This window comes from Amycolatopsis sp. NPDC104863 (assembly GCF_055582965.1).
In genome coordinates this window covers 608140-629800 of sequence record NZ_JBVJOW010000003.1, presented here as the reverse complement: position 1 = coordinate 629800, position 21661 = coordinate 608140, and the positions used below count along the sequence as shown (strand labels likewise).

The 21661-nt window shown below is 73.3% G+C and carries 20 protein-coding genes; 10 read left to right on the top strand and 10 right to left on the bottom strand.

The annotated features are described in order from the left end of the window. The first annotated feature begins 37 nt into the window (after positions 1–37). Positions 38–760: a S1 family peptidase gene (locus ACZ63J_RS19620; RefSeq protein ID WP_465311159.1), complete on the top strand. Its 723-nt coding sequence runs from the start codon at positions 38–40 to the stop codon at positions 758–760. A 72-nt stretch (positions 761–832) separates the two neighbouring features. After that, positions 833–1609 carry an exodeoxyribonuclease III gene (locus ACZ63J_RS19615; protein ID WP_465405094.1) on the top strand — a complete coding sequence of 259 codons (777 nt, stop codon included), beginning with the start codon at positions 833–835 and terminating at the stop codon, positions 1607–1609. Between the two features lie 27 nt (positions 1610–1636). Here the strand turns inward: ACZ63J_RS19615 and ACZ63J_RS19610 are convergent, their stop codons facing one another. From ACZ63J_RS19610 to rpe, 5 genes are all read right to left on the bottom strand, one after another. After that, positions 1637–2038: a PH domain-containing protein gene (locus tag ACZ63J_RS19610; protein WP_465311419.1), complete on the bottom strand. Its 402-nt coding sequence runs from the start codon at positions 2036–2038 to the stop codon at positions 1637–1639. 47 nt (positions 2039–2085) lie between these two features. Further along, positions 2086–2592 carry a 6,7-dimethyl-8-ribityllumazine synthase gene (ribH, locus tag ACZ63J_RS19605; protein ID WP_465311157.1) on the bottom strand — a complete coding sequence of 169 codons (507 nt, stop codon included), beginning with the start codon at positions 2590–2592 and terminating at the stop codon, positions 2086–2088. Then, positions 2589–3917 (bottom strand): bifunctional 3,4-dihydroxy-2-butanone-4-phosphate synthase/GTP cyclohydrolase II, encoded by a 1329-nt coding sequence (locus ACZ63J_RS19600; RefSeq protein WP_465311156.1) that lies wholly within the window; start codon positions 3915–3917, stop codon positions 2589–2591. Before ACZ63J_RS19600 ends, ribH begins: the two co-directional genes overlap by 4 nt. Continuing rightward, positions 3914–4540 carry a riboflavin synthase gene (locus ACZ63J_RS19595; RefSeq protein WP_465337742.1) on the bottom strand — a complete coding sequence of 209 codons (627 nt, stop codon included), beginning with the start codon at positions 4538–4540 and terminating at the stop codon, positions 3914–3916. Before ACZ63J_RS19595 ends, ACZ63J_RS19600 begins: the two co-directional genes overlap by 4 nt. 79 nt (positions 4541–4619) lie before the next feature. Further along, complete coding sequence (gene rpe, locus ACZ63J_RS19590) at positions 4620–5291, bottom strand: ribulose-phosphate 3-epimerase (RefSeq protein ID WP_465405230.1); 672 nt, start codon at positions 5289–5291, stop codon at positions 4620–4622. Between the two features lie 134 nt (positions 5292–5425). On the opposite strand from rpe, the gene ACZ63J_RS19585 reads away from it, so the two are divergent. From ACZ63J_RS19585 to ACZ63J_RS19565, 5 genes are all read left to right on the top strand, one after another. Then, a complete protein-coding gene (locus tag ACZ63J_RS19585; protein WP_465405092.1) occupies positions 5426–6625 on the top strand; it encodes a sensor histidine kinase in 1200 nt (399 codons plus the stop codon). After that, positions 6622–7281 (top strand): response regulator transcription factor, encoded by a 660-nt coding sequence (locus tag ACZ63J_RS19580; protein WP_465405090.1) that lies wholly within the window; start codon positions 6622–6624, stop codon positions 7279–7281. Before ACZ63J_RS19585 ends, ACZ63J_RS19580 begins: the two co-directional genes overlap by 4 nt. Before the next feature lie 156 nt (positions 7282–7437). Further along, on the top strand, positions 7438–8832 hold the full coding sequence (gene phoA, locus ACZ63J_RS19575) for an alkaline phosphatase (protein WP_465405088.1): 1395 nt from the start codon (positions 7438–7440) through the stop codon (positions 8830–8832). 156 nt (positions 8833–8988) lie between these two features. Next, positions 8989–10107: a serine hydrolase domain-containing protein gene (locus ACZ63J_RS19570; RefSeq protein WP_465405086.1), complete on the top strand. Its 1119-nt coding sequence runs from the start codon at positions 8989–8991 to the stop codon at positions 10105–10107. 35 nt (positions 10108–10142) lie between these two features. After that, the gene (locus ACZ63J_RS19565; protein ID WP_465405084.1) at positions 10143–11267 is read left to right on the top strand and encodes a serine hydrolase domain-containing protein; all 1125 of its coding nucleotides are present in this window, start codon (positions 10143–10145) and stop codon (positions 11265–11267) included. A gap of 55 nt (positions 11268–11322) precedes the next feature. Here the strand turns inward: ACZ63J_RS19565 and ACZ63J_RS19560 are convergent, their stop codons facing one another. The 3 genes from ACZ63J_RS19560 to fmt are packed head-to-tail and all read right to left on the bottom strand — an operon-like array spanning position 11323 to position 14164. Continuing rightward, on the bottom strand, positions 11323–11820 hold the full coding sequence (locus tag ACZ63J_RS19560; RefSeq protein WP_465405082.1) for a flavoprotein: 498 nt from the start codon (positions 11818–11820) through the stop codon (positions 11323–11325). Beyond that, positions 11817–13241, bottom strand: a complete 1425-nt coding sequence (locus ACZ63J_RS19555; RefSeq protein ID WP_465405080.1) for an RsmB/NOP family class I SAM-dependent RNA methyltransferase — start codon at positions 13239–13241, stop codon at positions 11817–11819. Before ACZ63J_RS19555 ends, ACZ63J_RS19560 begins: the two co-directional genes overlap by 4 nt. Continuing rightward, positions 13238–14164, bottom strand: a complete 927-nt coding sequence (fmt, locus tag ACZ63J_RS19550; protein WP_465405078.1) for a methionyl-tRNA formyltransferase — start codon at positions 14162–14164, stop codon at positions 13238–13240. Before fmt ends, ACZ63J_RS19555 begins: the two co-directional genes overlap by 4 nt. Positions 14165–14596: 432 nt before the next feature. Here fmt and ACZ63J_RS19545 point away from each other — a divergent pair, with 432 nt between their 5' ends. After that, complete coding sequence (locus ACZ63J_RS19545; protein ID WP_465405076.1) at positions 14597–15205, top strand: GNAT family N-acetyltransferase; 609 nt, start codon at positions 14597–14599, stop codon at positions 15203–15205. A gap of 1 nt (position 15206) precedes the next feature. On the opposite strand, the gene ggt is transcribed toward ACZ63J_RS19545, so the two are convergent. Further along, on the bottom strand, positions 15207–17006 hold the full coding sequence (gene ggt, locus ACZ63J_RS19540) for a gamma-glutamyltransferase (protein WP_465405074.1): 1800 nt from the start codon (positions 17004–17006) through the stop codon (positions 15207–15209). Between the two features lie 205 nt (positions 17007–17211). On the opposite strand from ggt, the gene ACZ63J_RS19535 reads away from it, so the two are divergent. Together ACZ63J_RS19535 and ACZ63J_RS19530 are read left to right on the top strand one after the other, a co-directional pair. Beyond that, positions 17212–18027 (top strand): lysozyme, encoded by an 816-nt coding sequence (locus tag ACZ63J_RS19535; RefSeq protein WP_465405071.1) that lies wholly within the window; start codon positions 17212–17214, stop codon positions 18025–18027. Between the two features lie 80 nt (positions 18028–18107). Next, entirely contained in the window at positions 18108–19460 is a 1353-nt protein-coding gene (locus tag ACZ63J_RS19530) for a pyroglutamyl-peptidase I (RefSeq protein ID WP_465405069.1), read from the top strand. Between the two features lie 49 nt (positions 19461–19509). On the opposite strand, the gene ACZ63J_RS19525 is transcribed toward ACZ63J_RS19530, so the two are convergent. Continuing rightward, positions 19510–21603, bottom strand: coding sequence for a primosomal protein N' (locus tag ACZ63J_RS19525; protein WP_465405068.1), 2094 nt, complete (start codon positions 21601–21603; stop codon positions 19510–19512). Between the last annotated feature and the right edge of the window lie 58 nt (positions 21604–21661).

Sequence of the window (21661 nt, the reverse complement as noted above, 5' to 3'; positions counted from 1 at the left end):
CCAGCAGGTTCGGGTCCCATCCGAAAGGATCACCACCGTGAGCTCTCTTCGTATCCTCGGCGCCGCTTCCGCGGCCGCCGTCGCGCTGACCCTCGCCGGTGGCGCGGCCGCCTCCGCCGGCGTCCAGCCGAACATCGTCGGCGGCGGGACCGCCCCGGCCGTCTCCTGGGGCGCCCAGGTCTACGTCAACACCCCCGGCCGCGACTTCGAGGGCTTCAACTGCTCCGGCACCGTGATCGCCGCCCGCTGGGTCATGACGGCCGTGCACTGCCTCGACCAGGACGGCTCGGGCATGCACGTGAAGGTCGGCAGCAACACGCTGTTCGCCGGCACCGAGATCGCCGTCGACGGCAAGTACGAGTCCCCGAACGGCGACATCGCCCTGCTGCACCTGGCCTCGGCGACCGGCACCGGGCCGATCTCGCTCGGCAGCGCGGACCCGGCGACGGGCAGCACCAACCAGCTCTACGGCTGGGGCCGCACCACCCCGACCGGCCCGCCGGCGTCGGCGCTGAAGGTGGCGAACGTGCAGGTCACCGGCCGGTCGTCGGACGCCTACGGCGGCCGGGCGATCCAGAGCGTCGGCATCAACGGCGCGGCGTGGAAGGGCGACTCGGGCGGCCCCGAGGTCGCCAACGGCGTGCAGGTCGGCGTCGCCTCGACGGTCCAGAACCAGAGCGGGACGAACACGCGCGGCACGAACAACTACGCGAGCGTCGCGTCGAGCCGGTCCTGGATCCGGTCGACCGCGGGCGTCTGAGGCCGGGTTCTTCCGGGGCGGCGCTTCGGCGCCGCCCCGGTTTTGTCGGTGGGGTGTGCGAAACTCGCGGGCATGCGGATCGCCACCTGGAACGTGAACTCCATCGTCCCCCGCCTGCCCCGGGTGCTGGACTTCCTGGAGAAGAGCGCGCCGGACGTGCTGTGCCTGCAGGAGCTGAAGAACACGACGGAGAAGTTCCCGGCCGCCGAGGTCGAGGCGCTGGGCTACGAGGTCGCGGCGTACGGGCTCGGGCGCTGGAACGGCGTCGGGATCGTGTCGAAGGTGGGGCTGTCCGACGTCGTCCGCGGCCTGCCGGGCGAGCCGGAGTTCGACGGCGCGGCCGAGGCCCGCGCGATCGGGGCGACCTGCGGCGGCGTGCGGGTGTGGTCGGTGTACGTGCCGAACGGGCGCGAGCCGGACAACCCGCACTACGCGTACAAGCTGGAGTGGCTGGAGGCGTTGCGGTCGCTGGTTTCTTCGGAGCTTTCGGACGCGCCGTTCGCGGTGCTGGGTGACTTCAACGTCGCCCCGACGGACGCGGACGTCTGGGACATCACGCTGTTCGCGGAGTCGACCCACGTGACGAAACCGGAGCGCGACGCCCTGGCCCGGCTGCGGGACCTGGGGCTGACGGACGTGTTCCCGCGGCCGTTGAAGTACGACCACCCGTTCACGTACTGGGACTACCGGGCCGGGAACTTCCCGAACAACAAGGGCATGCGGATCGACCTGGTGTACGGCAACGCGGGGTTCACCTCGGCCGTGACGGATTCCTATGTGGACCGTGAGGCCCGGAAGGGCAAGGGCCCGTCGGACCACGCGCCGATCGTCGTGGACCTGGACCTCTGACCGCTCCCCGAAACGGGGGCCGAGCGGTCAGCCGCCGATGGCCGCGCGGTGCAGTTTCCGCAGGGCCCGGACCGCTTCCACCGCCCGGCCCCGGTCGACGGCCTGCACCGCCATCACCGAGTGGTACTCGTCGTCCGGGAGCTCCAGCCGGGCCCACGAGGCGCCGTCCGGGAAGCTCACCGACAGGACCTCGGTCCACGCGAACCGCCGGGTCACCAGGACGTTCCGGACCTCGATGCCCTCGGCGTCCGCGCGCACGCGGGCGATCGCGAACAGCATCACGCCGCACGCCAGCAGGATGCCGATGCCGATCATCGCCGCCTGGTCGGAGCGCTGGAAGTGGACGCCCGTGTCGCCGTTGCGCAGCAGCACCGCCACCACCACGAACACCGCCAGCAGCGCCACCGCCATCACGCTGCACATGATCATCGCCCGGCGGGGCCGGAACACCAGGGTCGCCGTCGAAGTAGCCACGCTCACACAAAACCCCGCTCGGTCCACGGCTGGCGCAGGCTCCGCAGCACGTGCGCGGAGTCCAGCGCGGCCACGGTCGCCTCGTAACCCTTGTCTTCCTTCGCCCCGGGACGGCCCGACCGGTCGACGGCCTGCTCGTGCGTGTCGCACGTCAGCACGCCGTTGCCGACCGGGGTGCTCTCGTCGAGCGCCACCCGGGTCAGGCCCGCCGTCACCGCGTCGCACACGTACTCGAAGTGCGGGGTGCCGCCGCGGATCACCACGCCGAGCGCGACCACCGCGTCGTGGTTGCGGGCCAGCGCCTGCACCACGACCGGCAGCTCGATCGCGCCCGCGACGTGGACGACCGTCGGGTCTTCTTCCAGCTCGGCCTCACGGGCGGCGACCAGCGCGCGCTCCAGCAGGACGTCGGTGATGTCCGCGTTCCACCGGGTGGCGACGATGCCGAGCTTCAAGGTCTTGCAGCCGGTCAGGTCCAGGGAGACCTCCGGCCGGCCTTCGCCGCTCACAGCGCTCCTCCGTCGGGGTGCTCGGCGCCCGCACCGACCTGGTCGTAGTGCTCCAGCTGGGCCAGGTCGTGGCCCATCCGGTCGCGCTTGGTCCGCAGGTAACGCAGGTTCTCCGGGTTCGGCGAGATCGGCAGCGGCACCCGCCCGGTGACGCGCAGGCCGTAGCCCTCCAGGCCGATCCGCTTGGCCGGGTTGTTCGAGAGCAGCCGCATGGTGCGGACGCCGAGGTCGCAGAGGATCTGCGCGCCGGTGCCGTAGTCGCGGGCGTCGGCCGGGACGCCGAGCGCGAGGTTGGCGTCGACGGTGTCGGCGCCGTCGTCCTGCAGCTGGTAGGCCTGCAGCTTGTGCAGCAGGCCGATGCCACGGCCTTCGTGGCCGCGGATGTAGAGCACGACGCCGCGGCCTTCGGCGGCCACCGCTTCCAGGGCCGCCTCCAGCTGCGGCCCGCAGTCGCAACGCAGCGAGCCGAAGACGTCGCCGGTCAGGCATTCGGAGTGGACACGCACGAGGATGTCCTGGCCGTCGCCGATCTCGCCGTAGACGAACGCGACGTGCTCGATGCCGTCCAGCAGGCTGTCGTAGCCGACGGCGCGGAACGTGCCCGCGGCCAGCGGGATGCGCGCCTCGGCGACCCGCTCGACCTGCTTCTCGGTGCGACGGCGGTAGGCGATCAGGTCGGCGATGGTGATGATCGCCAGGTCGTGGTCGGCCGCGAAGACTTCGAGCTCGTCGCGGCGGGCCATGTCGCCTTCGTCCTTCTGCGACACGATCTCGCAGAGCACACCCGCCGGCGCGAGGCCGGCCATCCGGGCGAGGTCGACCGAGGCCTCGGTGTGCCCGGGGCGGCGCAGCACGCCGCCTTCCTTCGCGCGCAGCGGCACGACGTGGCCGGGACGGCGGAAGTCCTTCGCGGTGGACGCCGGGTCGGCCAGCAGCCGGATCGTGTGCGCGCGGTCGGCGGCGGAGATGCCGGTGCTGATGCCGTCGGCGGCGTCGACCGTGACGCTGTACGCGGTGCCGCGCGCGTCCTGGTTCGTGTGGTACATCGGCGGCAGGTCCAGCCGGTCGGCCTCGGCCTCGGTCAGCGCCACGCAGACGTAGCCCGAGGTGTAGCGGACCATGAACGCCAGCAGCTCCGGCGTCGCCTTTTCGGCCGCGAAGATGAGGTCACCCTCGTTCTCGCGGTCCTCGTCGTCGACCACGACGACGGGACGCCCCGCCGCGACGTCGGCGATCGCCCGCTCGATGGCGTCGGCGTCGAACACCGCGCCGGTCCCGCACGGGGTCCAGCCCGCCTCGGGCTCTGCCGCACTCGTCTCGCTCATGACCGCTCCTCCGTGCCGCCGCCGTCATTGTTCCCCTGCCGCAGGTGCGGCGTGGCGAGTTTTTCCACGTACTTCGCGACCACGTCGACCTCGAGGTTGACCAGGTCGCCGGCTTCGCGGCCGCCGAGCGTGGTCACCTCGAGCGTGGTCGGGATCAGCGCGACCTTGAACTGCTCGTCGGTGATCGCCGCGACCGTCAGGGAGATCCCGTCGACCGCGATCGACCCCTTCTCGACGACGTAGCGCGCCAGGTGCCCGGGCAGCGCGAAGGTCGTGACGCCGGTTTCGTCGCGGGAGAGGAACACGCCGGTCCCGTCGACGTGCCCCTGCATGATGTGCCCGCCGAGCCGGCCGCCCGCGGGGGTCGCGCGTTCCAGGTTGACCCGGTCGCCGACCGCGACCTTGGCCAGGCTCGAGCGCTGCAGCGTCTCGTGCACGACGTCGACGGTGAACTCGCCGCCGGCCACCTCGACGACGGTCAGGCAGACGCCGCTGACCGCGATCGAGTCGCCGTGCCCGGCGTCACTGGTGACCAGCGGGCCGCGCACGCGCAGCCGCGCCGCGTTGGTCAGCTGCTCGACCGCGGTGACCTCGCCGATCTCCTCGACTATGCCGGTGAACACGTCCGCTGCCTCCTAGTGAGCCGGTCCTCCCATCCAACACCCGCCGCGGCCCGGAAGCTTCTCCGGTGCCGCCGCGTGATCAGCCGGCCCGGCCCCGGGCCGCCTGCTCGCGCAGCGCGGCGACCGCTTTGCCCGGGTCTTCGGCGCCGTAGACGGCGGACCCGGCGACGAAGCAGTCGACGCCCGCCTCGGCGGCCTGCTCGATGGTGTCGGTGTTGATCCCGCCGTCGATCTCGACGACCAGCTTCAGGTGCCCGGTGTCGACCAGCCGCCGCGCGGTGCGGACCTTCTCCAGGACGTCGGCGATGAACGACTGCCCGCCGAAGCCCGGCTCGACCGACATCACCAGCAGCGTGTCGTAGTGCTTGAGCGCGTCGAGCCACGGCTCGAGCGCGGTGCCCGGCTTGACCGACAGACCGGCCTTGGCGCCCGCGGCACGCAGGTTCTTCGCCAGCCCGATGGGGTCCTTCGCGGCCTCGGCGTGCACGGTGACGTTGTAGGCGCCGGCCTCGGCGTACCCGATCGCCCAGCGGTCCGGGTCGTCGATCATCAGGTGGCAGTCGATCGGCACGTCGGTGCTCTTGAGCAGCGCCTGGACCACCGGCAGGCCGAGGGTCAGGTTGGGCACGAAGTGCGCGTCCATCACGTCGACGTGGACCCAGTCGGCGCGGGTCTCCCCCGCACCGGCCACGGCGGCGATCTCCTCGCCGAGCCGGGCGAAGTCCGCGGACAGGATGCTGGGGGCGATCAGGGGTCGGTCAGCCACGTCCTGAGTGTAGGAGGGCACTGCTAACGCTCGCTAACCGGTTGTGACCAGGATCCGGCTCCCGATCTGGCTCCGCAGGGGGAAGCACCCGGGGCCGGAGTCCCCATAACCTCGGGGTCATGTCCGGTTTCCCGCGTTCCCTGCTGCGTCCCGGCGGCTACCTCAGCGTGCCCTACGCCCTGCTGGGGACCGCTCTGACGCTGCCCGCGTTCCCCTTCGCCCTCGTCGTGGCGCTCATCCCGGGCCCGCCCCAGCTGCACTTCGTCCTCGCGCTGGCCGCGCTCGCCCTCTTGCTGGGGCTCGCCGGGCTGGCCGCGCCCACGCGGCGCTTCGGCGTGGCCGTGGCCAACGCCATGCTCGGGACCGACCTGCCCGCGCCGGGACGGGCCCGGCCCGCCTGGCCGGACCGGCTGCGCTCGGCCGCCTGGCTGGTGCTGCACGCCGCGCTGGGCGGGCTGCTGCTCGTGGTCGAAGGGGTGCTGCTGCTCGGCGTCCTCGTGCCGGTGATGTGGCTGAACGGCGACCAGGGGCAGTTCTCGTTCTTCGGCGCGACCGCCGAAGCCGGGCCGTGGACGGTGCCGGTCGCCCTGGTGATGCTCGTGGCCGCGCTGCTGCTCGCGGCCGCCGCCACCCGCGGCTTCCGGGCCGGCGCGGCGGCGCTGCTGGGCCCGTCCGCGGCCGAGCGCGCGGCGCTGGCCGAGCGCCGCGCGGCCGTGCTCGCCCAGCGCAACCGGCTGGCCCGCGAGCTGCACGACTCGATCGGGCACACGCTCACGACGTCGACCATCCAGGCGGCCGCCGCGGCCGACCTGGTCGAGACCGATCCCGCGCAGGTCCGGCGCGCGCTCGGCACGATCGAAGAAAGCTCCCGCGGCGCGCTCGAAGACCTCGACCACGTGCTCGGCCTGTTGCGTGAAGAGCCTGCCACGAAGGAGCCGACCCGCACGCTGGCCGAGGTCGACGTCCTCACCGTGCGCGCCCGCGAAGCCGGGCTCGACGTCCGGCTGACCGTCGACGGGCCGGTCGGCGCGCTGCCGGCCGCGGTGTCGCGCGAGGGGTACCGGATCGTCCAGGAGGGCCTGACCAACGCCCTGCGCCACGCCGGCCCGGGCACGGTCGACGTCCGTGTCTTCGCCGGGCCCGAGCGGCTGGCGATCGCCGTGGTCAACCCCCTGCGCGGCGCGGAGCCGCGGCCCGGGCGGCACGGGCTGGCCGGGCTCGCGGAGCGCGTCGAAGCCCTGCGTGGCGAGCTCGACGCCGGGCCGGACGGCGAGCGGTGGCGGCTGCGCGCGACCATCCCGCTGCGCACGGGCGCATGAGCCCCACCGTGCTGCTCGTCGACGACGAGCCGCTCGTCCGCACCGGCCTGCGGGCGCTGCTGGAGCAGCAGGGCATCCCCGTGGCGGGCGAGGCCGCCGACGGCTCGGAGGTCCTGGCCGCGGTGCGCCGGACCGGCCCGGACGTCGTGCTGATGGACGTCCGGATGCCCGGCACCGACGGCATCGAGGCCACCCGGCAGCTGCTCGCGGCGACCACCGAGCCGCCGAAGGTCCTCGTCGTGACGACGTTCGACAACGACGACTACGTGCACGAAGCGCTCCTGGCCGGGGCCAGCGGGTTCCTGCTGAAGCGGGCCCGCAAGGAGGAGATCGCGCACGCCGTCCGGACCGTGGCCGCCGGCGAGTCGCTGCTGTTCCCCGAAGCGATCCGGCGGCTGGTGACCGCCCGGCAGCCGGGCGGGACGCACGCGCGGGCGGCGAAGACGCTGACCCGGCGCGAGGCCGAGGTGCTCCGGCTGATCGCCACCGGACTGTCCAACCAGGACATCGCGGCCGCGCTGGTGATCAGCCTCGAGACGGTGAAGACGCACGTGGGCAACGTCTTCGCGAAGCTCGGCGCGGGCAACCGCGCCCAGGCAGTGGTCATAGCGTACGAATCGGGCGTCGTCCGGCCGGGGCACCTCGCCGGTCAATAACCGACGTGCTCTTGGTCACCCGCGGGAAGCCATGAGTTCGGGCACCGGCCACCTGGTGCTCACCTGACGGCCGCGCCCGGCACACATGCAAAGGGACTAATAACGCGTGTCCGAAATCCGGGCTGTACCTCCCGAAGTCCCCCAATGAGGAGAAACATGGCTTCGCTGCTCACCGGCCGCCGCCGGTGGCTGGTCGCGGGCGCGCTCGGCGCCGCGCTGATCGCCGCCGCGCCGGTCGCCATCGCCGCCAGTGGTTCCGGCACCGCCGACACGCGCTCGTCGGCCGGCGCCGGGGACCGCACCAACGACGTCCGCTCGGCGATCCAGGGCGGCTCCGCCCGCAACGTCATCCTGTTCCTGGGTGACGGCATGGGCCAGTCCGAGATCACCTCCGCGCGCAACTACGAGCGCGGCGCCGCGGGCCGGCTCGCGATGGACGAGCTGCCGCTGACCGGCGACTACACGACCTACGCCGTCGAGCAGAACAACCCCGGCAAGCCGAACTACGTGACCGACTCGGCCGCGTCCGGCACCGGCTGGGCCACCGGCGTCAAGACCTACAACGGCGCCATCTCGGTCGACGCGTACGGCAACTCCGTGCCGACGATCCTCGAGCTCGCCAAGCGCGGCGGGCTGCGCACCGGTGACGTCACCACCGCCGAGGTCCAGGACGCCACGCCGGCGGTGCTGGGTGCGCACGTCGTCAGCCGCGACTGCAAGGGCCCGGTCGAGACGACCGCGAAGTGCGCGAAGAACGCGAAGGAGAACGGCGGCGCCGGCTCGATCTCCGAGCAGCTCGTCCAGACCCGCCCCGACGTCCTGCTGGGCGGCGGCGCGACGTTCTTCGACCAGACCGTCACGGCCGGCAAGTTCAAGGGCAAGACCGTCCTGGACCAGGCCAAGGCGGCCGGCTACAACGTCGTGAACACGGCGGCCGACCTGGCCGCGGCGAAGAAGGGCAAGCCGGTCCTCGGCCTGTTCGCCAAGAACAACATGCCGGTGAACTGGACCGGCCCGGCCGCGGTCCACGGCGGCACCCCGCCGTCGCGCTGCACCCCGAACCCGGCGCTGCCGAAGACCCAGCCGAAGCTGGCCGACCAGACCCGCAAGGCGCTCGAGCTGCTCGACGACCGCCACTCGGACAAGGGCTTCTTCCTCCAGGTCGAGGGCGCGAGCATCGACAAGCAGGACCACGCCGCCGACCCGTGCGGCCAGATCGGCGAGACGATCGACTTCGACGCGGCGATCGCGGCGGGCACGGCGTTCGCCCGCAGCCACCCCGACACGCTGGTGCTGGTGACCGCCGACCACGGCCACAGCTCCCAGATCGTCGAGCCGACCGCCACCCCGGGCCTGACCGCGACGCTGGTCACCAACGAGGGCTCGAACATGACCCTGGCCTACGGCACCGCCGAGACCGGCGGCTCGCAGTCGCACACGGGTACCCAGGTCCGCATCGCGGCCATGGGCCCGCAGGCGGCCAACGTCGTCGGCCTGACCAACCAGACCGACCTGTTCGGCACCCTGAAGCGGGCCCTGCGCCTGCGCTGACCCGCTCGTGAGTGGTAATTCGGGTTAGAACCCGAATTACCACTCACGACGAGTGCGGTAGGGCTGGCCCCCGGAACGGTTCGGCGGCCTGCCCCAATGCCCCCTGGTGATGGGCTCCCTAGGTTGGGGAGCACCACGACACCAGGGGGTTCTTTCATGCGGAAGTCCTTGCCCGGCAAGCGAGTCCTCGCGTGCGGCACGCTCGTCGCGCTCCTCGCGGCGACCACCGCGGCACCCGCGCTCGCCGCCACCACCGCCGACCCGGTCCAGCGCCGGCTCGACGTGCTCACCGCCCAGGACGGCGTCCCCGGCGCCGAAGCGGTGATCCAGGACCACGGCCGCACCCGGGTGGTGCGCAGCGGCCGCGGCGACGTCGCGACCGGGAAACCGTTCCCGCGCAACGGTTCCTTCCGCGCGGGCAGCGTCACCAAGACGTTCGTCGCGACGGTCGTCCTGCAGCTCGTCGGCGAGGGCCGGGTGAAGCTGGACGCGCCGGTCGAGCGGTACCTGCCGGGGCTGCTGCCCGACCACCGGATCACCGTCCGGCAGCTGCTGCAGCACACGAGCGGGCTCTACGACTACCTGGGCGACCTCGCCCTCGAAGACCCGGAAAGCCTGCGGCACCGCGGCGCGGAGCCGGCCGAGCTGGTGGCGATGGCGCTCGCGCACCCGCCGCTGTTCGAGCCCGGCGCGGGCTGGTCGTATTCGAACACGAACTACATCGTGGCCGGGATGCTCGTCTCGAAGGTCACCGGGCACGCGTTGGGTGACGAGATCACCCGGCGGATCACACGCCCGCTGGGCCTGCACGACACGTACCTGCCACGCCGCGGCGACGAGAAGCTGCCGGACCCGCACGCGGTCGGGTACACGGCGATCGCCGGAAAACTGGTGGACTTCAGCGACTTCGACGCGACCATCGCCGGGGCGGCGGGCGGTCTGGTGTCCACTCCGGCCGACCTCGACCGGTTCTACGGCGCCCTGCTCGACGGCCGTCTGCTGCGCCCGGCCCAGCTCGCCGAGATGCAGCGGACGGTTCCCGCGGACGAGCTCGGGATTCCGGGTGCGCGCTACGGCTTGGGGCTGGGGAGCATCCCGGTGTCGTGCGGGCTGTTCTGGGGCCACGAGGGCGGGATCGTCGGCTTCACGAACCTGGCGGGAGTCGGCCCAGACGGCCGCCGGGCGACCGTGGTGCTCAACCAGGATCCGGCGCCCGGGAACGCGAACCAGCACCTGCTGGCCGCCACCGACACGGCGCTCTGTTCAGGACAGTAGGTCCGGGAAACCATCGAGACCCCAGGGGTTGCTCCATGCGGAAGTCATTGCGCGGCAAGCAGATCGTCGCGTGCGGAACACTCGTCGCACTCCTCGCGGCGACCACGGCGGCACCCGCGCTCGCCACCACCACGAACCCGCTGCAGCGGGCGCTGGACCGGGTCACCGCCCAGGGTGGCGCGCCCGGCGCCGAAGCCGTCGTCACCGACCACGGGCGCGTCACCGAGACGCGCAGCGGGGTCGGCGACCTGAGCACCGGGAAGCCGTACCCGCGGGACGCGAAGTTCCGCGTCGGCAGCGTCACCAAGACGTTCGTCGCGACGGTGGTGCTGCAGCTCGTCGCCGAGGGAAAGGTCAGGCTCGACGACCCGATCGAGCGTTACCTGCCCGGGCTGATCACCGGCAACGGCAACGACGGCCGGCAGATCACCGTGCGGAACCTATTGCAGCACACCAGCGGCCTCCACAACTACACCGACGAGGTGCTGACCGAGGACCCCGAGTCCCTGCGCCACCGCGGCGCCGAGCCAGGCGAGCTGGTCGCGATCGCGCTGAAGCACGCGCCGCTGTTCGCGCCCGGCAGTTCCTGGTCCTACTCGAACACCGACTACATCGTCGCCGGGATGCTCGTCGAAAAGGTCACCGGACGCGGTCTCGCCACCGAGATCGACCGCCGGATCGCCCGGCCGCTCGGCCTGCGCGACACGGCACTGCCCCGCCGTGGCGACGAGCGGCTGCCGGCGCCGCACCCGCGTGGCTACGTGTCACTCGGCGGACCCCCGGTCGACTTCACCGACTTCGACCCGTCGATCGCCGGTGCGGCGGGCGGGCTCGTGTCGAGCGGCCGGGACCTGGACACGTTCTTCTCGGCGTTGCTCGCCGGCCGGCTGCTGCCGGCGGCGCAGCTCGCGCAGATGCGGCGCACGGTCCCGGCGCCGAGCGAGCCGGGCGCCGACTACGGCCTCGGCCTGATCCGCCGGACCCTGCCGGACGGCACGCCGTACTGGGGCCACGACGGGGGCATCTTCGGCTTCGCCACGCTGGCCGGCGCCCTCGACGGCGGCCGGGCCGCCGCCGTGTCGGTCAACGAGCTCCCCGTCCCCGACGGCGTGCAGCAGAACACCGAGACGGCGTTCGAAGTCGCGCTGGCCCGGAGGTAGCCGGAACTGTCGGTGCCTGCCGGTAGCGTGGAAACCGGGGGGCGGCGCCCCAGCTTCAGGGCAGCAGATCGAGCGCTTCGGTCCACGGCCGCCCGACGTCGAGCCGGTGCAGCGTCACCCCGGCGCCCGCGAGGGTGTCGAGGTGGCGCTGCCACGCCGGGTGGTGCACCCGGGTGTCCTGGATCTGGTACGCCACCACGACCGTGATCCCGGGCGCCCCGAGGACGTCGCCGAGCACGGTCAGCGCCTGGTTGTCCGCAATGCCCAGCGCCAGCTTCGCCACGGAGTTGGCCGACGCCGGGGCGAAGAGGAACACCGCCGGATCGGGGTGCGGCCGAGGCTCCCCCGGCAGCCTCGACACACTGCGGACCGGCAAGTCGGTCGCGGCTTCGACGTCGGCCAGCGCGCCGGTGGACTCCAGCCAGCGGTGCGCGGTCGGCGTCAAGGTGATCGCCGTCCGCCAGCCACGGGCGGCGGCGGGCCGGACCAGCTCGGCGGCGAACCGGACGTCCAGCCCGCCGCACGAGCCGGCGACCAGCCCGAGATCTCTCACGGTTTGCGCAGCACGGCGCAGAACATCGCGTCGGTGCCGTGGCGGTGCGGCCACAGCTGCACGTACGGCCCGTCCCCGAGCTCCGGCACCCCGGGGAAGAACTCCCGCGAGTCCAGCACCTCGGCCTTGAGCCGCCGCGCCGTCTCGCCGAGGACACCCTCGGTCTCGGCCAGGTGCGGCGAGCACACGACGTAGGTGAGCGCGCCGCCGGGCCGCAGCAGCGCGTACGCCGCCGTGATCAGCTCGCCCTGCAGCTTCGTGAGGTCCGCGACGTCGGACGGCTGCCGACGCCAGCGCGCCTCCGGCCGCCGCCGCAGCGCGCCGAGCCCGCTGCACGGCGCGTCGACGAGGATCCGGTCGTAACCCGGTTCCAAGCCGCTCTCGCGCCCGTCGGCGACGTGCACCTTCACCGGCAACCCGCTGGTGGCCTTCTCGACGAGCTTCGCGCGGTGCGGCGCCTTCTCGACGGCGTCCACGGTCGCCCCGCTCAGCGCGGCCAGCGCGCCGAGCAGCGCGGCCTTGCCACCGGGGCCGGCGCACAGGTCGAGCCAGCGCTCGTCGGTGCCCTCGACGGGCACCTTCGTCGCGGCGATCGCGCAGAGCTGGCTGCCCTCGTCCTGCACCGCGGCCAGGCGTTCGCGGACCGGCTCGGCGTCGGCCGGGTCACCGGCGCCCGCGGGTAGCCGCACGCCGTAGGGCGAGTACGGCGCCGGGTCGCCGCCGGTGATCGCGGCCAGCTCGTCGGCGCTGATCTCGCCGGGCCGGGCGACCAGGTGCACCTCGGGCCGCGCGTCGTCGGCTTCGAGGGCGGCCTTGAGGCCGGCGCCCTTGTCCCCCAGCGCTTCGGCGAACGACCGGGCGATCCAGCGCGGGTGCGCGGTGCGCAGCGCGTAGGCCCCGATGGGGTCGGTCCCCTCGTCCGGCGCCAGCTCGTCGAGCCAGGTCTGTTCGTCCTTTTCGGACACCTTGCGCATGATCGCGTTCGCGAAACCCGTGGCCCACGAACCGGCTTCGGCCCGCACCATGTCCACAGTGGACGTCACGGCGGCGTGCTCCGGGATGCGCGTGCGCAGCAGCTGGTAGGCGCCGAGGCGCAGCGCGTCCAGCACGGCCGGGTCGGTCTGGGACAGCGGACGCTCGGCGCACGCGGCGATCACGGCGTCGAGCAGGCCCTGCGCCCGCGCGGTGCCGTAGGTCAGCTCGGTGGCCAGCGCGGCGTCCCGGCCGCCGATCCGCCGCTCGCGCAGCAGGTCCGGCAGGACGAGGTTGGCGTAGGCGTCCTTGGTCCGCACCGCGGCCAGGACGTCGAACGCGGCCTGCCGGGCCGGGTCCACCTCCGGCGGGCGGCGCGGGCCTTCCTTGCGCGGGGCCGGGCGGCCCCGCTGCGGCCGTGACGGCCGTCGTTCCCTGCTGTCGTTCACCGGAGGCGTTCTCCCTGGTCGATCCTGGTTCCGCGGGCCCAGTCGGTGGCCGCCATCCGTTTCTTGCCGGGCGCCTGCACCTCGCCGAGCCGCAGCGGCTTCGTCGCCGTGCCGACCAGCACCCGTTTGCGTTCGACCACGATCTCGCCCGGCGGCGGGCCGGGTTCGTCGAGCACCGTGACCGGGCCGAGCTTGAAGCGTTCCCCGCGGAACTCCGCCCACGCGCCCGGCTCCGGCGTGACCGACCGGATCTGCCGGTCGACCGCCGAGGCGGGGTCGGCGAAGGACACCCGCGCGTCCTCGACCGTCACCTTCGGCGCGTAGCTGAGCCCCTCGGCGGGCTGCTCGCGCGCGACCAGGCTGCCGTCGGCCAGACCGTCCATGGTGGACAGCAGCAGCTTGGCGCCGGACTCCGCCAGCCGGCCGAGCAGGCCGCCCGCGGTGTCGGTCGCGCCGATCGTCTCGGTGACCACGCCGAAGACCGGGCCCGCGTCCAGCTCCTTGACGATCCGGAAGGTCGACGCGCCGGTGATCTCGTCCCCGGCCCGGATCGCGGCCTGCACCGGCGCGGCCCCGCGCCAGGCGGGCAGCAGCGAGAAGTGCAGGTTCACCCAGCCGAGGCGCGGGATGTCGAGGGCGGCCTGCGGCAGCAGCGCACCGTAGGCGACGACCGGGCAGGCGTCCGGCGCGAGCTCGGTGAGCCGGGCGAGGAAGGCCGGGTCGCTCGCGCGCGCCGGGGTCAGCACCTCGATGCCGTGTTCGTCGGCGAGCGCGCCGACGGGTGACCGGACGACCCGGCGCCCGCGCCCGGCCTGGGCGTCGGGCCGGGTGACGACGGCGACGATCTCGTGCCGCCCGGAGTCGAGCAGGGCGCGCAGCGCGGGGACCGCCGGATCGGGGGTGCCGGCGAAGACGAGCTTCATCGGCCCACCCCCGGCGGGAGCGGGGAGGATTCACGTGACTGGAACATCGCGCCCGAGTCTAGAAGGCCCCGATGATCACGGCGCGCTCGCGCCCACCTGGTTGTCCACAGCATCACCGTGATGTGGACAACCAGGCCCCACAAGACCACTTTCGCGGCTTCTCGTCGGGTGCCCCCAGTAGGCTGGAAGCGGGGCCGGACCCCCGGAGAGGGCGGGGGCTGCGTTCGGGCAGGCACCGGCCCGCCACCGGTGTCGTCAACGCGTGGACCTGGCGCTCGGGAGCCTCGCGGCCTTCGACGGCGAGGGTGATCGCCGGCTGTCCGAAGATCCGCTTCAAGCCCACTGCCGACGAGGTCCACCGGGTCTTCCTCGACGGCGGGGTCCACCCGGCCACCGGCGCCGTGGGCTCGGCACCGGCTCGTCGAAGCCGGGGTGGCGGCGAAGGTCCTGCACACCCGGCACCACACGGAGGCGAAGCTCGTGGTCGACGTGCACCGGCGGCGAGCACATCGCCGGGCTGATGCGGTCCCGCGGCTTCGCGCCCGCCGCCGGTTCGTGCGCAGGGAACACCCGCTCGGCGCACCGGCGGCTCAGGTGCGGATCGAGCCGGAGACCGACGAGGACTTCCGGCGCGTCCGGAACGCGGCGTTCGAGGACTGCTGGGGTGCGGCGCCGATGCCCGCCGACCAGTGGCGCAACAAGATCGTCAACCAGACGTTCCGGCCCGAGGTCAGCTTCCTGTTCCGCGACGCGAACGGGGAGCCGGTCGGCCTGCTCGTGACGCTGTCCTGGGACGCCGACACCGAGGCCACCGGCCTCCGCGACGCGCACTTCATGGTCGTCGGGACGCTGCCGGACCACCGCAAGCGCGGTATCGCGGCCGCCCTGCTGGCGCACGCGTTGCACGCCGCCAAGGAGCAGGGTTACGACCAGGCGAGCCTGGTGGTGGACTCGGCGAGCCCGTCCGGCGCCTCCGGGGTGTTCGAGCGGGCCGGGTTCGTCCCGAAGGCGCCGTACGTCCGCTGGGCTCTCGAAGCCTGAGCTACCAGTGCGCGGGCCACACCACCTGGGCCGAGCCGATGCCGCGGCGGACCGGTTCCGCCGCGGCCAGCCAGCGGCCGTCGCGCAGCCGCTCCACGCCCGTCGCCGCGCCGATCTCCGCCGGCGCCGTCGAGAAGCCCTGGCCGCGGGCCCTGAGCGCCGCCGTCTCCGGCAGGTCCAGGAACTGCTGCTCGACCTGGGCCTGGGCCGAGTTCCGCTGCGACGCGCGCGGCGCCGCGATGGCGTCCTCGAGCGACAGGCCGCGGTCGATCCGGCCGGTCAGCACCTGCAGCACCGTCGTGATGATCGACGCGCCGCCCGGCGAGCCGGTGGCGAAGAACGGGCGGCCGTCCTTGAGCACGATCGTCGGCGCCATCGAGGAGCGCGGCCGCTTGCCCGGGCCGGGCAGGTTCGGGTCGGGCACGCCCGGCGTCACCTGCGTGAACGAGAAGTCGGTCAGCTCGTTGTTGAGCAGGAACCCGCGGCCCGGCACGACGATCCCGCTGCCGCCCTCCTGCTCGATGGTCAGCGTGTAGGCGACGACGTTGCCCCACTTGTCGGCGACGGTCAGGTGCGTCGTGTTTTCACCCTCGTACGGCGTCGGCGCGCCGGTGGTCCCGGCCGCGCACGGCGTCGGGTGCCGCGGGTCGGCGGGCGCGACCGGGCTGGTCGCGGCCTTGTCCTTCGAGATCAGGCAGGCCCGCGTGTCGGCGAAGCGCTGGCTCAGCAGCTCCTTGGCCGGGACGTCGATGACGGCGGGGTCGCCGATCCAGCGGTTGCGGTCGGCGAAGGCGAACCGCGTCGACTCCAGGAAGTACTGCAGGTAGTCGGCCTTGCTCGCGTGCCTGAGGTCGTAGTTCTCGAGGATGTTGAGCGCCTCGCCGACGGTGAGCCCGCCCGAGGACGGCGCCGGCATGCCGTAGACGTCCAGGCCGCGGTACTCGGCGTGGGTCGGCGTGCGCTCGATCGCCCGGTAGTCGGCGATGTCGCGCGCGGTGAGCTTGCCGGGCCGCACGTTCAGCGTCGACGCCGGGTCCTTCGGCGGCTGCTGGACGGTCTTGGCGATGTCCGCGCCGATCGGGCCCCGGTAGAGCGCGTCGACTCCGCGGCGCTCGAGCTGCGCGTAGGTGTCCGCGAGGTCGGGGTTCCGGAAGACCGTCCCGGGCGCCGGCGGCGCGCCGTTCGGCAGGTACAGCGACCGCGTCGACGGGAACGCGGAGAACCGCGCGGCGTTGTTCGCGATCTGCGTCTGGAACGTCGGGTCGACGACAAAACCTTTGCGCGCCAGGTCTTCCGCGGGCTTCAGGGACTTCGCGAGCGAGCGCGTCCCCCACTTGCGCAGGGCTTCGGACCACGTCGCGGGGGTGCCGGGCACGCCGACGCTGAGCCCGCTCGTGACGGCGTCGTTGAACGGCAGCGGCTGGCCGTTTTCGACGAAGAGGTTCGCGTCGGCGGACTTCGGCGCGGTCTCGCGACCGTCCAGTGTGTGCACGCGGTGCGTCTTCGCGTCGTAGTAGACGAAGAACCCGCCCCCGCCGACGCCGGCCGAGAACGGGTCGGTGACGCCGAGCGCGGCGGCGACCGCGACGGCCGCGTCCACGGCGTTGCCGCCGTCGCGCAGGACCTTGGTGCCGATCGCGGTGGCGTCGGCGTCGATGCTGGCCACGGCGCCGCCGAAGCCGACGGCGACCGGCGACTTCGGGGTGGGCGTGGCGGCGGAGGCGGGTCCGGCCGCGACGCCCGTGGCGAGCACGGCGGTGGCGGCGACGAGGAGGACGCGGCGGCGTCTGAGCGGCGGCATGCGGGCGAGTCTGCCCCTCGCACCGGCCGCCTTCAAGACGCCAAAGGGGCCGGTTCGCCCGCTTTGTCAACTTTTCACGTGATTCAGGGGGGTACGAAATTAAATCACATGGAGCAGTGACGTTGTGGCCCCCGGCGTAACAGAATCATGCGGCGCGGCCTGCACACCGCGCACCGCGAGGGTGATTCGAAGGGAACAATTCAAGATGACTGCACCACGACGGTGGCGCCGCCTGCTCGGCGCCGCCATGGCCGTCTCGGCCTCCCTGCTGGTCGTGACCGCCGCCGGCGCCTCGGCTTCACCGGGGCTGCCGGACCAGGACGCGTCGAACAACCACGAGATGGGCGCGGCGATCCGCGCCCACGACGGGGTGCCCCCGGCGGGGCTCGCGCCGGCGTCGGTGGACGCGAGCGTCCCCGGCATCGACGTCAGCTCCTACCAGGGCAACGTCAACTGGGCGTCGTACTGGAGCGCGGGCAAGAAGTTCGCCTACGTCAAGGCGACCGAGGGCACCGGCTACCAGAACGCCTACTTTTCCCAGCAGTACACGGGTTCCTACAACGTGGGCATGATCCGCGGCGCGTACCACTACGGCCGCCCGGACACCTCGGGCGGCGCGGCCCAGGCCGACTACTTCGTCGCCCACGGCGGCAACTGGTCGAAGGACGGCAAGACGCTCCCGGGCACGCTCGACATCGAATGGGGCCCGAACAACGCCTGCTACGGCAAGACACCGGCCCAGATGGTGGCGTGGATCAAGGCGTTCTCCGACGAGTACCACGCGAAGACGACCCGCTGGCCGGTGATCTACACGGCGACAAGCTGGTGGAGCCAGTGCACGGGCAACACGGGCGACTTCAGCTCGACGAACCCGTTGTGGGTGGCGCGGTACGCGTCGTCGGCGGGGACGCTGCCGTACAACTGGGGCTTCTACACGTTCTGGCAGTACAGCTCCTCACCGATCGACCAGGACTCGTTCAGCGCGGACATTTCACGGCTGAAGGTCCTCGCGACGGGCTGATCCCCGACTTCCGCGGGTTACGCGGGTGGCGCGGTCGGCGGAAGACTCGACCGCGTCACCCACGCCGTGGAGGGAAACCCGTGCGCCTGACCGCCCTGCTCCCCCTGCTCGCCGCCGTTCCGCTCTTCGCCTTCCCCGCCGTGGCCACTGCCGCGCCCGGGTGCTTCGACGCCGGTGTTCCGCTGACCGTGGAAGAACAGCGGCTCACCGCCACCCTGCCGGCCGGTGGGCCCGCCGTCGGGCCCGAGCTCGTGCGGCTGGCCGGGTTCGATCCCCTGGTCGCCGAGGTGAAGCGCGACCTTTGCGCGGCACGCACCCCGCGTCGGGCCGAGCGGGTGGTCACCCAGGCCGGCGATCGGCTGTGGCGGACGGCGGTCGACCGCGCGCAGGGGCGCCGTCCGGACCTCGGGACGCTCGACCGCTTCGACGACCGGCCGCTGTACTGGGCGCGGCTGCAGCTCAGCAGCGCGCTGCGGCAGTGGAAGCCGGCGTTTTCCCTGCCGGACCGCACTTCCCTGCTGACCGCGTTCGACCGCGGCTCGCGCGGCCTCGACGACGTCCGGTTCCCGCTCGGGAAGACGCGGCGGGTCATGGTGAGCGGCTTCGACCCGTTCCAGCTCGACGGCCCGGGCCTGACCATCTCGAACCCGGCCGGGGCGTCGGCGCTGCAGCTGGACGGCCGGGTGCTGGACACGCCGTCCGGGCGCGCGGTGATGCAGGCGGTGAGCTTTCCGGTGGTGTGGGGCTACTTCGACGACGGAATCGTCGAAGCGGCGTACGGCACGGCGTTGCGCGACCGCGCGCGACGGCCGGACGTGGTCCTGACGATCAGCCAGGGCCGCCCGGGCCGCTTCGACATCGAACGCTGGGCCGGCGCGTGGCGCGGCGGGTTCCCGGACAACAACAACGTGTCCGTCACTGGCGGGGTCCCGCCGGCGGCGGGCTGGCCGCAGCCGGACGTCCAGTTCATCGAGACGACTCTGCCGTACCAGCGGATGCTGGCCGCGCCCGAGGGCGCGTACCCGGTGAACTTCAACCAGGCGTTCTGCGTGTGGCCGGATTCTTCGCACCCGGGCACGGGAACGCCGGTGTGCCGTTTGGACGCCCCGGCGCCGGACGAGATCGCGGCGTCGGGCGGCGGCGGCAACTACCTGTCGAACGAATCGATGTTCCGCGCGAACCGCGTCCGGCTGGGGCTGGGCCTGACGTCGGTGGCGGGCGGGCACCTGCACACGCCGGTGCTGGGCCAGCCGGCCGACCCGGCGGCGCTGACGGACCCGGCTTTCGAGTCCCGCCGCCAGGCGATCGCGGCACAGGTGATCACGTTGGCGACCGCAGCGGCGGATGCTTCTTCCGCGGCGATCCCGGTCCAGGCAACGGAATCCCCGCGGGCGGCGGTGGAATCCCTGCCGGGCACAGTCCTTCCGGGCTGAGCCACCGTGCTTGAAGGGTCGACACGCGTGACTGAAGGGTCGACACGGGCTAGATGAGGTCCAGGGGGTCGAGCTGGATGCGGATCGGCTCCGTGGCCTTCCGGGCGTCCCGGCGCGCCGCCGCCGCGTGGATTTCGGCCGCCAGTGCCTTTCCCTCCGCTCGGGACACGCGCACCAACGCCCGTTCGCGCGAAGCGTTGCCCTCTTCGTCCACCTCGCCCAGCGGGACCGGGCCGAGGACCTCTCCCGACGACGGCAGCGGCAGGTCGTCCAGCACCGAAGCCACTGCGTCCGGGCTGCCCTCCACGCTCGCCATGCGCATCGCCGGGGGGAAGCCGAGCTCCTGGCGCTCGGCCAGCTCCTGGGCCGCGTGCCAGGCCGGGTCCCAGCGGACCAATGCCTGGACCACCGGCATCCCCGCCTCCGCGCCGACGATCACGCGGCCGCCCGACGACGACGGGCGCACCAGGGCCGCCGCTGCCATCCAGCGGCGCAGGGCCTCCTCCGCCGCTCGCAGGTCCTGGCGGCCGAGCAACGCCCAGCCGTCCAGCAGCAGCGCCGCGCCGTAGCCGCCTTCCGCCACCGGTTCCGCTCCCGGCGTGCACACCACCAGCGCCGGTTTGCCCGGCACCGAAGCCAGGACCTCCGACGCTCCGGACGTGCGGACCGGGATGCCCGGGAACGCGCGGCCGAGCTCCTCCGCCGTCCGCTTCGCGCCGACGATCACCGCGCGCAGCCGGACCGAGCCGCACGCCGTGCAGCGGAACGCCGTCTCCGGGACGCCGCACCAGCGGCACGCCGGGGGTTTCGGCTGGCCGTCGATCGAGCCGCCGGGCAGTGCCAGCGGACCTGCGCACCGGCGGCAGTGCGCGGGCGTACGGCAGTTTCCGCAGGCCAGGCCCGGCACGTAGCCGCGCCGTGGCACCTGCACCAGCGTCGGGTGGCCCGCCGCGAACGCCTGCCGCGCGGCCTCGAACGCCACCGCCGGCAGCCGGGCGACGCGGGCGGCCTCGTCGCGGGCGACGTCGAAGTCCTCGCCCACCGGCGTGACGCGCGGGGCGGCCGAGCGCAGCACCGTGCGGTCCGCCAGCACCGGCGCCGCCCAGCCGGACTCGACGAGCAGCTGGGCCTCCGCCGTCCTGGCGAACCCGCCGACCAGCAGGGACGCCTTCGCCGCGTGGGCACGGTCCATCAGCACGTCCCGGACGTGCGGGTACGGCGCGTGCTGGTCGAGGTGCAGGTCGTCGCCGTCGTCCCAGACGACGAACAGGCCCGGGTCGTGGACCGGCGCGAACATCGCCGCGCGTGTCCCGACCACCACGCGCACCGCGCCGCGCAGCACCGCCAGCCAGCGCCGGTACCGCTCGGCGGGCCCGAGCCCGGCGATCAGCGCCACGACGCCTTCCTCACCCACCAGCGAAGCGCACGCCTCGTGCACCCGCGTCAGGTCACGGTGGTCGGGCACCACCAGCACCGCGCCGCGGCCCGCCGCGGCCACGGACGCCGCCGCTTCGGCGAGCCGGCGCGGCCAGTCCTCACCCGGCAGGGCCTGCCAGACGGCGTTCGCGGGCTTGCCCTCGGCCAGCGCCTCCAGGAACGCCGGGCCACGCTGGTAGCGCGCCCAGGCCGTGGTGTCCGGCGCCTCCGGGAGCGCCGCCGGCGGCAGCGGCGGCTCGCCTTCGACCTTCGCGTGCCGCGGCGGGATCGCCAGCCGCAGGACGTCCGACAGCGTGCCGCCGTAGCGGTCGGCAACCGCACGGCACAGCCCGCGCAGCGACGGCGGCAGCACCGGCTCGGCCGAGGTGACGCGGTCCAGGAACGCCAGCTTCCGGTCGTAGTCGCTGGACTCGCCCCGCTCGACCAGGTACCCGTCGACGAGCTGCCCGGCGAACCGGACACGCACCCGGCAACCGGGCACGGCGGTCTCGTGCAGCTTCTCCGGCACCAGGTAGTCGAAGGTGCGGTCCAGGTGCGCCAGCGGGATGTCGACGACGATCCGCGCGACCGGCCGCTCGGGCGCGGGCGACTGGGCGCCCTTCGCCTTCTGCCCCGGCTTCGGTTTCCGGGCACGCGACGGCGCCGCCTGAGCGGCGGGCGGCTTCTCCGGGAGGTCCCAGAGAGCGGCGGGCTCGGAGCTACTCACGCCGTGATCTCTACCAGACCCCTCCGACACCCCGGACGCCAGGAAGGCCACCTCGACG